Consider the following 12,538-nt stretch of genomic DNA (forward strand, 5'->3'; position numbering starts at 1 on the left):
GGTTTGAAACCTTGTCGAATCCGGCCGGCCATGCCACTTTCGCGATCGCAAGAGGAACCATGATGAACGATACCGACAGGGGCGATTTCCGCGAACGGATCCGCCAGAGTTTTTCCCGTCAGGCGGCCATGCACACCATCGGCGCGGAGTTGACGCGTGTCGAGCACGGCGTGGTGGAAATCGAGCTTCCCTTCGACGTCAAACTGACGCAGCAGCACGGCATTTTGCACGCGGGTGTCATTTCCGCAGCGCTCGATTCGGCCTGCGGTTTTGCAGCCTACAGCGTTATCGATGCCGAAGCCTCGATCCTGACGATCGAGTTCAAGGTCAACCTCATGTCGCCGGGGCGTGGCGAACGCTTCCTCTTCAGGGGCGAGATCACCAAGCCCGGCTCCAACATCATCGTTGCCGACGGGCGAGGTTATGCGATCAGCGACGGGCCTGCCAAGCTCATCGCGTCCATGACCGGGACGATGATGGTCATTCGCGGAAGAGAGGGAATTACGGGATGAAATTCGAACTGAAGTCGGTTGCAGGCAAGTCCATCCTGTTCGTCATGGCCGCCGAGGCCGAATACGGGCCGTTCCTGCGCTCGCGCATCGAACCGCTGATGACAGGCGTCGGCCCTGTCGAGGCGGCGATCGCGATCTCCAAATCGCTCTCCCGTCTCGATGCTTCCGACGATCTGCCCGATCTCGTGGTTTCGCTCGGCTCGGCCGGTTCGGCGCGCCTGCAGCAGACCGAAGTCTATCAGGTCACGTCCGTTTCCTATCGTGACATGGATGCCTCGCCGCTCGGCTTCGAAAAAGGCAAGACTCCCTTTCTCGACCTGCCGGCCGATCTCGACCTGCCGCTGCGCATTCCCGGCATTCCCGAGGCCACCCTTTCAACCGGCGGCAACGTCGTTTCCGGTGCCGCCTATGCCAATATCGCAGCCGACATGGTCGACATGGAGACCTATGCGGTGCTGCGCGCTTGCCAGGGCTACAAACTGCCGCTGATCGGCCTTCGCGGCATTTCGGATGGCGCAGTCGAGCTGCAGCATATTTCCGGCTGGACCGAATATCTGCATATCGTCGACCGCAAGCTTTCTTATGCCGTCGATAGTCTGTTTACTGCTCTGGAAGATGGCGTTTTCTGGTTCTAAAGCATGTCGCGCAAAAGTGTGCAGCGGTTTTGCAATAACGACATGCGAAGACAAAAGCTTGAACCGTGGCAGCGAATATGAAGGATCGCGACACGCTGCAAGCGCTGAAAACAGGGACAATCGGGACAATAAAACCCCGATACGGCCGAATTCCCGGATTGCAAGCAGAGGCGCTTTTCATTAAAGGCTCGCCATGACCCAGACAGCACATCCCGACAGCGTTCTCATCGTCGATTTCGGCAGCCAGGTGACCCAGCTCATCGCACGTCGTGTGCGTGAAGCCGGCGTCTATTGCGAGATCGTTCCCTTCCAGTCTGCCGAAGAAGGCTTCAAGCGCCTTCAGCCGAAAGCGGTGATCCTGTCCGGCAGCCCGGCCTCGACGGTCGATGAGGGATCGCCCCGGGCGCCGCAGATCATCTTCGACAGCGGTCTTCCAGTGTTCGGCATCTGCTACGGACAGCAGACGATGTGCATGCAGCTCGGCGGTATGGTGGAAAGCGGCCATCACCGCGAATTCGGCCGTGCCTTCCTGGAAGTCGACGAGGAATGCGCCCTCTTCGAAGGTCTTTGGTCCAAGGGCTCGCGTCATCAGGTCTGGATGAGCCACGGCGACCGCGTGACGAAACTGCCCGAAGGTTTCGAGGTCGTCGCCACTTCGTCCAACGCGCCTTACGCCTTTATCGCCGACGAGAAGCGCAAATATTACGGCGTGCAGTTCCATCCTGAGGTCGTGCATACACCTGATGGCGCCAAGCTGATCGCGAACTTCATCCACAACATCGCTGGCATCCAAGGCGACTGGACCATGTCCGCCTACCGCCAAAAGGCTGTCGAAGACATCCGCCGCCAAGTCGGCGACAAGCGCGTCATCTGCGCGCTTTCCGGTGGCGTGGATTCGTCGGTCGCAGCCCTTCTCATCCACGAAGCTGTCGGCGACCAGCTGACCTGCATCCTCGTCGACCACGGCCTGATGCGCAAGGACGAGGCCGCAGGCGTCGTTGCCATGTTCCGCGAGCACTACAATCTGCACCTGATCCATGTCGACGCTTCCGATCGCTTCATCGGCGAGCTCGAAGGCGTTTCCGACCCGGAAACGAAGCGCAAGATCATCGGCCGCCTGTTCATCGAGACCTTCGAGGACGAAGCCAAGAAGCTTGGCGGCGCGGATTTCCTCGGCCAGGGCACGCTTTATCCAGATGTGATCGAGTCCGTTTCCTTCACCGGCGGCCCTTCCGTCACCATCAAGTCGCACCACAATGTCGGAGGCCTGCCGGAGCGCATGAAGATGCAGCTCGTCGAGCCGTTGCGCGAACTCTTCAAGGACGAGGTTCGCGTGCTTGGCAAGGAACTCGGCCTGCCAGACAGCTTCATCGGCCGCCATCCCTTCCCGGGTCCGGGCCTCGCCATCCGCTGCCCAGGCGGCATCACGCGCGAGAAGCTTGATATCCTGCGCGAAGCCGATGCGATCTATCTCGATGAGATCCGAAAGGCCGGCCTCTATGACGCGATCTGGCAGGCTTTCGCCGTGCTGTTGCCCGTCCAGACCGTCGGCGTCATGGGCGACGGCCGCACCTACGAATTCGTCTGCGCGCTGCGCGCCGTCACCTCGGTCGACGGCATGACGGCGGATTTCTATCACTACGATATGGAATTCCTGGGCCGCGCCGCGACCCGCATCATCAACGAAGTCCGTGGTATCAACCGCGTGGTTTACGATGTGACCAGTAAGCCGCCGGGCACGATCGAGTGGGAATGAAGATCTGGGAAACCCGGCACGGATTCCCGTTTTTGCCTCGTCTTCCAGAGAATTTCTGATAATACGCCAAGCACCGATGACATTCTTCGTCTCGTGCGGCCGAAGGCAGCGCGCACCAAGTCTGCCAAGAAAGTGTCTGCGGCGGTCAAGGACGCCGCCTGAGGCACTCATTCACTGTTCAATTCGACATCGGCAAACGGCCGCCGCTCGGCAGCCGTTTTTGTCTCCAATATAGTTTCACCTTCATTGTTCTTGTTTTGTTCTTGACGAAAAGAGCACCTCTGATAAGCTCCTCCTTGTAAAACAAGGAGGCGGACGATGTAGTCCGTAGTTCAGATGCCTCATTTTCCGCTCGACCCGAATGGCTCCGACCCCCGGAAGAAAGCCGGCTACAGCGGGGGACGTCACCACAGGTTGTTCTTCATGCTCCGCCCGACCGCTGAGGCAGCATCCGAAGCGATGGAGATCGCCCAGACTTATCGCAACGCCCATGCATTGACGGGGCCTTCGCGACCCCTTGAGCTGCTTCATATCACGCTGAATGGTGTGGGCGCCTATCGCAGGCTGCCGCAGGATATCGCGTTCGCTGCGGAACAGATGGCTGCGACGATACGCGTCCGACCGTTCGAATTGGTGCTTGATGAGGTCATGAGCTTCCGCCATCCGGGCGAACCCCAGGCCTTCGTCATCTGCACCAGGCAGGAAAACGAAGCGCTGCTGGATCTTCGCCACCAAATCCAGGAAGGTCTGTATGAGGCGGGACTGCCCTATAACCTCGGTGGCCATCTGACACCGCATATGACGCTGCTCTACGATCGCAAGACAGTTCTGCCTGAAGAGCTTAATCGGCCGGTGCGGTGGACCGTCCGGGAGTTCCTGCTGATCCACAGCTTCTATGGAAAGAGCGAGCATAATGTCATTGGCCGTTGGCCTCTGCTCGGCTGAGCCAAGCTTGCACCGCGGGTGGGGATTCGCATACAACTCCCCACCCAATAGGCACAGGCGGAGCAGGACAGTGGACGTTTCAGAGATCATCATCCCCGGCGATACGCCCGGCATCGAATGGCGGTTGCCGGTCATCCGTTTCGAGGGAAACGATCCCGCCGCCCCGAAGGTCTATATCCAGGCCGCACTGCACGCGAACGAACTGCCGGGAACGGCGCTGGCGCATTTTCTCTGCCTACAACTCAGGCAGGCCGAAGGCGAAGGACGGATCGCCGGCGATATCACGCTTGTGCCACAGGCAAATCCGATCGGTGCCGCACAATCGCATTTCGGCGAGCTGCAAGGCCGGTTCGATCTGGGATCGCGGACCAATTTCAACCGAGACTTTCCGCTGATCTCCGTTCGTGATCGGCCAGAGCTGATTGACGGGCTCGACAACTACCCGGCAGCTGATCGATTGAAACGGGAGCTCATCCATATGGCGCTCGGCGCCGATCTGGTGCTCGATCTGCATTGCGATGATGAATCGCTGCAATATGCCTATATCGACGAAGCCTTCTGGCCGGAGGCGGCGGACCTTGCCAATGCGCTCGACATGGAAGCAGTGCTGCTTTCAGATGGCGAAAGCAGCGCCTTCGAAGAAGCGGTCGGTTTTGCCTGGAAGTATGAGGTGCCGGGCGAGCGCAAGGCGAAACTTCCGGGCAAGCTTTCAGTGACGGTGGAACTGCGCGGCCTGCGCGACGTCGACCCCGGTATGGCCGCAAAAGACGCCGAAGGCATGCTGCAATTCCTGATCGGGCGCGGTGTCGTCGGCGGCGGAGCGACCGTAGACAAGACCTTCTCCGGACCAGCCGTGCCGCTCGACAATGTTGAGATCGTGCGCGCGCCGCAGGGCGGTACGGTCCTCTTCCACCGCAATATCGGCGAGCGTGTCTCGGAAGGGGAGCTTCTGGCGACGATCGTCACCCGACCCGGTTTTGCCGAGGGCGATATCAAGATCCGGGCGCCGCAGGACGGGCTGTTGCTGACCCGCACGTCCGACCGGCTGGTGCGCCGACGCGGCGACCTGATGAAGATCGTCGCCGACAAGCCGAGCAAAGCAACGCGAAAGGCCGGCACCCTGGAAGACTGAACCGCATTCTTTTCCACGCGCGAATGTAAGGCTCCGCGCAACTGTCACACAGGCTTCAAGAAAATCCGCCAAGCCGTGGCAGACATATTGCGAAGGAGCGTACATGCCGCATTACGACATTGCGATCGTCGGCGCGGGAATTGTCGGGCTGGCGCATGCGCTGGCGGCGGCAAAGCGTGGCAAACGGGTCGTCGTTGTTGACCGTGACGCACAGGCAAATGGCGCTTCGGTGCGCAATTTTGGCTTTGTGACGGTGACCGGCCAGCAGGCCGGCGACTGCTGGAACAAGGCGCGCCAGGCCCGCGATATCTGGGCCGGGATTGTCGATGACGCCGGCATAGACGTCCTGCAGCGCGGGCTGCTCCTTGCCGCAAGGCTCGACGAATCCGAAGCCGTGATCGACGCCTTCCTGCGCACAGAGATGGGCGAGGGCTGCGAAAGGCTGACGCTCGATCAAGCACGGCGGCTTGTGCCGGCACTGCGACCGGAATCGGGGCGCTTCACACTCTATAGCCCACATGAGGTGCGGGTCGAATCCAGCACAGCCATTCCGCTGCTCGCCCGCTATCTCGAAGTCAAATATGGCATAGAGTTCCGCCGCTCGACAGCAGTGAGCGCCGTCGAGCCGCCGCGAATCGAAACGTCAACCGGCTTGATCGAGGCGGAGACGGTGGTTGTTTGCCCCGGCGACGATTTCAAGAGCCTGTTTGCGGATCGGATCGCTGCCTATAACGTCACACGCTGCAAGCTGCAGATGATGCGTGTTGTGCCGGCCCAGCGGGTTTCGCTCAGCACTGCGGTTATGTCCGATCTCGGGCTCGGGCGTTATCTCGGTTATGCCGAATTGCCGGAGGCGACTGCCCTGAAGGCGCGGCTTGACCGCGAATTCAAGCCGGAGCGGGAAAACGGCATCCACCTGATCGTCACGCAGTCGGAGGACGGATCGCTGATCGTCGGCGACAGCCACCATTACTCCGAAACACCCGATCCGTTTGGACTGGAGCGGGTCGACCGGCTGACCCTCGACGAAATGGATGCCGTGCTCAACCTGCCGGGTCGCTTCATTACCGAGCGCTGGATCGGCACCTATGCCTCCGCTCCAGACCGCTGGCGGTTTACCGACAAGCCCTCCGACGCGCTGCGCATCGTCGTCGTCACCGCGGGCTGCGGTGCTTCGACCGCCTTCGGTATCGGCGAAGAAACCATCGAGGATCTCTACGGGAGCGCAGCATGACGCAATTCAAGGCAGTGGTCTTCGACTGGGCCGGCACAATGATTGACTTCGGCTCTTTCGCGCCGATGGGGGCCTTTGTGGAAACCTTCGGCAAACTCGGCGTCGAGGTAACCATCGCCGATGCCCGCAAGCCCATGGGGCTTCCGAAGCGTGCCCATATCGCCGCGATGCTGGCCGAGCCGCATATCGCCGCGCGCTGGAAGGCTGTACAAGGAGCGCTTCCGGACGAGGCTGCAATCGACAAGGTTTACGAGCTCTTCGTTCCGCTGAACGAAGCTGTCGTGACTGATTACTGCGCTCTGGTGCCGGGCGCGATCAAGACGATCCAATATCTGCGCGAGCGGCAGATGAAGATCGGCTCGACCACAGGCTATACACGCTCGATCATGGAGCGCGTGCTGCCGCTTGCCGCCGAACAGGGTTATGCGCCCGACAATCTGATCTGTGCTGACGATCTGCCGCTTGGCCGACCGACGCCGATCGGCATGTATAAGTGCTTCCTCGACCTGATGGTCTATCCGGCCTCTGCCGTTCTCAAGGTCGATGATACCAAACCCGGCATTGCCGAGGGTGCTGCCGCAGGCTGCGTGACCGTTGGCGTGACGCTCTCGGGCAACGAGGCGGGGCTGACACCTGCAGAGCTGGATGCACTTTCGCCAGAGGCACGAGCTGCGTTGCACAAGCGGATCGGCGAGAAGCTGATTGCCGCCGGCGCCGACTATGTTGTTGAAACGGTGGCAGACCTGCCTGCCCTTATCGAAGAGCTTGAGGGATAAAGGACCAACGGCGTTTGCAGCGCTTATAGAGCGTGGTATCTCCCTTAGGAATCAGGGAGATCGAACCCGCATGGCCGTCACCATCTACGGTATCAAGAACTGCGACACAATGAAGAAGGCCCGCGGCTGGCTGGACGACCATGGCGTCGCCTACGACTTTCATGATTACAAAGCAGTCGGCATCGATCGTAGGCATCTGGAACGATGGATCGACGAGGCAGGCTGGGAGACGGTGCTGAATCGCGCCGGCACGACCTTCCGCAACCTGCCTGACGCCGCGCGCGAAAATCTCGACCGCGATAAAGCCATCGCCCTGATGCTCGACCAGCCGTCGATGATCAAGCGGCCAGTACTCGAAACTGGCGGCAAGCTGCTGATCGGCTTCAAGCCGGATATCTACGCGCAGGCGCTCAAGGGCTGAGCCATGTCCAAAACCACTCGCGCCACACAGGTCCTCACACAAGCCGGCGTCGCCTTCACGGTTCATACCTATGACTATGATCCGAATGCCGAGCGCGTCGGGCTGCAGGCAGCTGAAGCGCTCGGCGAGGAGCCTCATCGCGTGCTGAAGACGCTGATGGCAGAGGTGGACGGCAAGCCGGTCTGCGTGGTCGTGCCTTCCGACCGCGAAGTGAGCATGAAGAAGCTCGCGAGCGCCTTTCATGGTAAGTCGGGCAATATGATGAAACCGGCCGATGCGGAGCGGCTAACGGGATACCATGTCGGCGGCATCAGCCCTTTCGGGCAGAAGAAGATCGTGCCGACGGCGATCGAGGAAACCGCTCTTGCCGAACCGCTCGTCTATATCAATGGCGGGCAACGCGGGCTGCAGGTGCGGCTCGATCCGAAAGAGGCATTGAAGGTAGTGAAGGCGGCCGCCGCACCGCTGATCGCCTGATCAGAGAAAGCGGTCCAGCAGGCCGGCGATCGTCCTCGCCTCACTTTCTGCGAGCTTGCCGCCGATATGAGTTTCGATCGCTTTGCCGTAGACGGTCCACATGCGCTCCCGAAGCTGACGGCCGGCATCAGTGATCACCACCCAGCGTCCGCGACCATCCTCTGCGAAGACCTCGCGAGCAACCAGACCCTCCTTTTCCAGCCGATCGATCAAACGGGAAAGATTGTACTGCGCCAGCAGTGTCCGCTCCTCCAGCTCATAGGGGCGCAGCCTGTCTGATTGTGAGCGCGCCAACTCCCAAAGCACGTCATACCAGGCAAGCGGCGGCATACCGGCTGTCTTCAAATCGGCTTCGATCAAGCCCAGCAGCCGCTCGCGGGCGCGCATGAGGCGCGTCCAGGCAGAAACCACGGCTTCGTTCGGCTTTGGCATATTCTCAGACATAAATGTAATTACATCTATCTTGAAACTCAGCGCAAGCGATATTAGATGCATCTGCATGCATGCAAAGCCAACGATCCCTTGCCAAACCCCGGGAGATTTTCATGAGCAAGCTTACCCTCATCAGCCATCATCTCTGCCCCTATGTGCAGCGCGCCGCGATCGCGCTCCTCGAAAAGGGCGTGCCATTTGAGCGCATCGACATCGATCTTGCCGACAAGCCGGATTGGTTCCTGAAGATCTCACCCCTCGGCAAGGTGCCACTGCTCCGGATACAAGAGGACGATGGCCGCGAAGAGGTGTTATTCGAAAGCAGCGTCATCTGCGAATATCTGGAGGAAACGCAGGCGGGTATCGCCCTGCATCCGACCGACGCGCTGGCCCGCGCCCACCACCGCGGATGGATGGAATTCGGCTCTTCCGTGCTTTCCGATCTCTGGGGCTATGAGACGGCGCAGGATGCCGCGCAATTGGAGGCCAAGCACAAGGCGCTTGTCGCCAAATTCGCGACTGTCGAGCGGGTGCTGGCGGACGGACCCTATTTCGCCGGGGTTAACTTCAGCCTCGTCGACACGGTCTTCGGGCCGATCTTTCGGTACTTCGATCTGTTCGACACGCTCGGCGACAGTTCCATCTTCGACGGGCTCGAACGGGTCAAGCGCTGGCGCAAGGCGTTGTCGGAGCGGGCAAGCGTCCGGGGCGCCGTTGGCGAAGACTATCCGCAGCGCCTGATGGAATTCCTCGATAAGCATAACTCAATCCTGCTCAGGCTGCCCGCCGCCGCTTGAAGCGTATCCATAAGCGGCCGGACATGCATCCGGCCGCGTTGAAATCGGATGCGGCGCGCTTCATTTTCGCCGTAAAGGGGTCTAAGTCTTTTACCTCCCGTCGCAGACATCAGAAGGCAGGTTGATCCTATGACGTTCATGCCCCAGAGCCACAGCTCCGTTGATCCCGGCAAACTTGAGAAACTTGCGGAAGTCGCCATCAAGGTCGGCCTGCAGCTTGAACAAGGGCAGGATCTCGTCATCACCGCCCCGATCGTGGCGCTGCCGCTGGTGCGGCTGATCACCAAACGCGCCTATCTCGCCGGCGCTGGCCTGGTTTCGACCTTCTATTCCGACGAAGAAACGACGCTTGCCCGCTACCAGTATGGCAGCGACGAGAGCTTCGACCGGGCTTCCGGCTGGCTTTATGACGGCATGGCGAAGGCCTATGAGAAAGGCGCCGCCCGTTTGGCTATTGCCGGCGACAATCCGATGCTGCTGTCGGAACAGGATCCGGGCAAGGTCGGCCGCGCCAACCGCGCCAATTCCACGGCTTACAAGCCAGCACTTGAGAAGATCTCCAACTTCGACATCAACTGGAACATCGTCTCCTACCCTAACCCTTCCTGGGCGAAGGTCGTCTTCCCCGACGATCCGGAAGCAATTGCGGTCGCCAAACTCGCAAAGGCGATCTTTGCGGCGTCGCGCGTCGACGTGCCTGATCCGATCACAGCCTGGGCCGAGCACAATGCCAATCTGCGCAAGCGTTCTTCCTGGCTGAACGGCGAGCGTTTCGCTTCACTACATTTCACCGGGCCGGGCACGGACCTGACCGTCGGCCTCGCGGACGGCCATGAGTGGCACGGCGGCGCCTCCACGGCGAAGAACGGCATTACCTGCAATCCGAATATTCCAACCGAGGAAGTCTTCACCACGCCGCATGCGCTGCGCGTGGAAGGCCACGTGTCCAGCACCAAGCCGCTCTCACATCAGGGCACGCTGATTGACAATATCCGGGTTCACTTCGAAGGCGGCCGCATCGTCGAGGCCAAGGCCTCACGCGGCGAGGAAGTGCTGAAAAAGGTGCTCGACACGGATGAAGGCGCCCGCCGGCTGGGCGAAGTGGCATTGGTACCGCATTCCTCGCCGATTTCAGCGAGCGGCATCCTCTTCTACAATACGCTGTTCGACGAAAACGCTTCCTGCCATATCGCACTCGGCCAGTGCTATTCGAAATGCTTCCTCGACGGCGCATCGCTCAGCCAGGAGCAGATCAAGGCGCAGGGCGGCAATTCCAGCCTGATTCATATCGACTGGATGATCGGCTCCGACAAGGTCGATATTGACGGCATCAAGCCCGATGGCTCGCGGGTACCGGTGATGCGCCAGGGCGAGTGGGCGTAGTACCGGCCTTCGGCATCAGGCTGCGCTGACTGAGCCAGACGCTGACCAGCACCATGGCAAAACCTGAAAGCTGGATCGGTGTCAGGCTCTGGCCGAGCGCCAGCCAACCGAGCATGGTCGCGACAACGGGGCTCAGGAAGCCGAGCGACGCCGCGGCCGAAGGCTCTATGCGCGAGAGGCCGCGGAACCATAGCAGATAGGTGAAGGCAGCACCGACGAGGCCAAGCCAGGCAATGCCGAGGATATTGGCTGTCGTCGGCACGGGAAGCGCCGGTTCCAGGAAAAAGGCCACGGGCACGAGCAGAATCCCGCCTGCGGTCAATTGCCAGGAGGTAAAGGTGAGGCTGGAGACGGGCGGCTGCCAATGGCGGGTCAGCACCGTACCGAAGGCCATGGAGACCGCGCCAGCGAGACCTGCGACGACGCCAACGGGATCGAGGGCCGCTTTCGGCGTCAGCACCAGAAGTGCGACACCTGCGATGCCGATCAGGCCGGCCATAACGGCAATGAAGCGGATCGGCTTGCCAAGGAAGATGCGCGAGAGCGCGATGACGATCAGCGGCTGTACGGCGCCGACCGTCGCGGCCACGCCGCCGGGCAGGCGGTAGGCTGAAACGAAGAGCATCGCCCAGAAGAACGAGAAGTTCAGTGCGCCCAGAATGAAGACGCGGCTCCACCAGATGCCCGTCGGCAGCTTCCGGACAATCAGCAGCAGAAGCAGCCCTGCCGGCAGCGCCCGCAGCATCGCTGATGTCAGCGGGTAGCCATGCGGCAGGAAGGATGTCGTGACGAAGTAAGTGCTACCCCAGATGGCTGGTGCGATCGCGGTCATCAACACATCGGTGACGTATCGGATATTTGTCTTCATTTCAAGAATCTCTACTTCAAGATAATATTAAGATAACATGTTTTACCTTGACGTCAAGATATCTGCTGATATCGATGCAGCATGGACAAGGAGAAATCAGATCACGTCGACAGGATCCTGGCGCAATGGCGGCGCGAGCGGCCGGAGCTGGACGTTGAACCCATGGGCATCTTCGGCCGGCTGAAGCGGCTGACGACGCATATCGGCCGCGAAGTGGACGCGGTTCTGCTCAAGCACGGCCTTTCCTCCTCCTCCTTCGATGTGCTGGCCACGCTTCGCCGCTCCGGCGCGCCCTACCGGCTGTCGCCCGGAGAGCTGCTCGGCATGACGATGGTCAGCTCCGGCACGATGACGAACCGGATCGATCAACTGGAAAAAGCGGGCTTCGTGGAGCGCCTGTTCAATCCCGAAGACCGGCGCAGCGTGCTGATTGCGCTGACCGAAAAGGGTCTGGCGACAGTGGAAGAAGCGGTCGGCGCGCATGTCGCCAACCAGCAGCGGTTGACGCGCAACCTGACGGCTGACGACAAAGCCGAGCTCGACCGGTTGCTCAAAAAATTTCTGTCGGATTTCGAATAGTCAGACGGCGGCGAGGGCTTTTCGGACGCGTTCCAGATGCGTCTTGCGCTTGGCGTCCGTCGCGCGGTCCATGTCGTGCAGGCTCAGCATCCGGAACTTCACTTGCTTGGCGCAGAAATTGGCGATCCCGCGCTTCAACAGACGGCGGACGGGGTTGCCCATATAGACGTGCACCAGCCACCAGGGCGAACCAGTTGTCGTCAGCGCGTAGAGCAGCTTGATATTGGTCAGTTGCGGCACGATACGGCCGCCGGCAGCATCATGGGCAAAGGCGACATCAGGCGCAAAGACGCGATCGATGAAGCCCTTCAATATGGCCGGGAAATTGAACCACCATTGCGGAAAAACCAGAATGAGGCCGTCAGCCGCTTTCAGCCTCGCGACGATACCGGAAACGGCCGATGTATCGTAGGGCACATCGAAATAGCCGCCACGCTCGGCCTTGGACAGTCGCGGGTCGAAATCCTCCGCATACAGATCCAGGAGATCGACAGTATGGCCGGAGGTTTCGAGTGTCTCGCAAGCGGTCCGCGCCACAGAAGCGGCATAACTTTCCGGCAGCGGATGGGCGAGCACCAGCAGAATGTGCAT

At 60.5% G+C, this 12,538-nt stretch carries 15 protein-coding genes; 12 read left to right on the forward strand and 3 right to left on the reverse strand.

Annotated elements, in window-relative coordinates; genetic code table 11:
* The first annotated feature begins 62 nt into the window (after positions 1–62).
* From FHT92_RS07255 to ybaK, 9 genes are all read left to right on the forward strand, one after another.
* A complete protein-coding gene (locus FHT92_RS07255) occupies positions 63–512 on the forward strand; it encodes a PaaI family thioesterase (protein ID WP_183746505.1) in 450 nt (149 codons plus the stop codon).
* A complete protein-coding gene (locus tag FHT92_RS07260; RefSeq protein WP_183823469.1) occupies positions 509–1,147 on the forward strand; it encodes a 5'-methylthioadenosine/S-adenosylhomocysteine nucleosidase in 639 nt (212 codons plus the stop codon). The genes FHT92_RS07255 and FHT92_RS07260 overlap by 4 nt, the downstream gene beginning before the upstream one ends.
* Before the next feature lie 193 nt (positions 1,148–1,340).
* Positions 1,341–2,903 carry a glutamine-hydrolyzing GMP synthase gene (gene guaA, locus FHT92_RS07265; protein WP_183745928.1) on the forward strand — a complete coding sequence of 521 codons (1,563 nt, stop codon included), beginning with the start codon at positions 1,341–1,343 and terminating at the stop codon, positions 2,901–2,903.
* Between the two features lie 423 nt (positions 2,904–3,326).
* Entirely contained in the window at positions 3,327–3,848 is a 522-nt protein-coding gene (locus tag FHT92_RS07270) for a 2'-5' RNA ligase family protein (protein ID WP_183823471.1), read from the forward strand.
* A 70-nt stretch (positions 3,849–3,918) separates the two neighbouring features.
* Positions 3,919–4,980: a succinylglutamate desuccinylase/aspartoacylase family protein gene (locus FHT92_RS07275; protein ID WP_183823473.1), complete on the forward strand. Its 1,062-nt coding sequence runs from the start codon at positions 3,919–3,921 to the stop codon at positions 4,978–4,980.
* A 103-nt stretch (positions 4,981–5,083) separates the two neighbouring features.
* Positions 5,084–6,214 carry a TIGR03364 family FAD-dependent oxidoreductase gene (locus FHT92_RS07280; RefSeq protein WP_183823475.1) on the forward strand — a complete coding sequence of 377 codons (1,131 nt, stop codon included), beginning with the start codon at positions 5,084–5,086 and terminating at the stop codon, positions 6,212–6,214.
* A complete protein-coding gene (gene phnX, locus FHT92_RS07285; protein WP_183823477.1) occupies positions 6,211–6,990 on the forward strand; it encodes a phosphonoacetaldehyde hydrolase in 780 nt (259 codons plus the stop codon). The genes FHT92_RS07280 and phnX overlap by 4 nt, the downstream gene beginning before the upstream one ends.
* A gap of 70 nt (positions 6,991–7,060) precedes the next feature.
* The gene (locus FHT92_RS07290) at positions 7,061–7,411 is read left to right on the forward strand and encodes an ArsC family reductase (protein WP_183745910.1); all 351 of its coding nucleotides are present in this window, start codon (positions 7,061–7,063) and stop codon (positions 7,409–7,411) included.
* A 3-nt stretch (positions 7,412–7,414) separates the two neighbouring features.
* Positions 7,415–7,888 carry a Cys-tRNA(Pro) deacylase gene (ybaK, locus tag FHT92_RS07295; RefSeq protein WP_183823479.1) on the forward strand — a complete coding sequence of 158 codons (474 nt, stop codon included), beginning with the start codon at positions 7,415–7,417 and terminating at the stop codon, positions 7,886–7,888.
* On the opposite strand, the gene FHT92_RS07300 is transcribed toward ybaK, so the two are convergent.
* A complete protein-coding gene (locus FHT92_RS07300; RefSeq protein WP_183745905.1) occupies positions 7,889–8,332 on the reverse strand; it encodes a MarR family winged helix-turn-helix transcriptional regulator in 444 nt (147 codons plus the stop codon).
* 101 nt (positions 8,333–8,433) lie between these two features.
* Between FHT92_RS07300 and FHT92_RS07305 the strand changes: the two genes are divergently transcribed.
* On the forward strand, positions 8,434–9,117 hold the full coding sequence (locus FHT92_RS07305) for a glutathione S-transferase family protein (protein WP_183823481.1): 684 nt from the start codon (positions 8,434–8,436) through the stop codon (positions 9,115–9,117).
* A gap of 129 nt (positions 9,118–9,246) precedes the next feature.
* Complete coding sequence (locus FHT92_RS07310; protein WP_183823483.1) at positions 9,247–10,500, forward strand: aminopeptidase; 1,254 nt, start codon at positions 9,247–9,249, stop codon at positions 10,498–10,500.
* Here the strand turns inward: FHT92_RS07310 and FHT92_RS07315 are convergent.
* The gene (locus tag FHT92_RS07315; RefSeq protein ID WP_183823485.1) at positions 10,448–11,368 is read right to left on the reverse strand and encodes an EamA family transporter; all 921 of its coding nucleotides are present in this window, start codon (positions 11,366–11,368) and stop codon (positions 10,448–10,450) included. The two genes, FHT92_RS07310 and FHT92_RS07315, sit on opposite strands and share 53 nt — an antisense overlap.
* Before the next feature lie 81 nt (positions 11,369–11,449).
* Here FHT92_RS07315 and FHT92_RS07320 point away from each other — a divergent pair, with 81 nt between their 5' ends.
* Positions 11,450–11,947, forward strand: a complete 498-nt coding sequence (locus tag FHT92_RS07320; RefSeq protein WP_183823487.1) for a MarR family winged helix-turn-helix transcriptional regulator — start codon at positions 11,450–11,452, stop codon at positions 11,945–11,947.
* Here the strand turns inward: FHT92_RS07320 and FHT92_RS07325 are convergent, their stop codons facing one another.
* A complete protein-coding gene (locus FHT92_RS07325) occupies positions 11,948–12,538 on the reverse strand; it encodes an NAD(P)H-dependent oxidoreductase (RefSeq protein ID WP_183823489.1) in 591 nt (196 codons plus the stop codon).

This window comes from Rhizobium sp. BK377 (assembly GCF_014193935.1).
GTDB lineage: Bacteria > Pseudomonadota > Alphaproteobacteria > Rhizobiales > Rhizobiaceae > Rhizobium.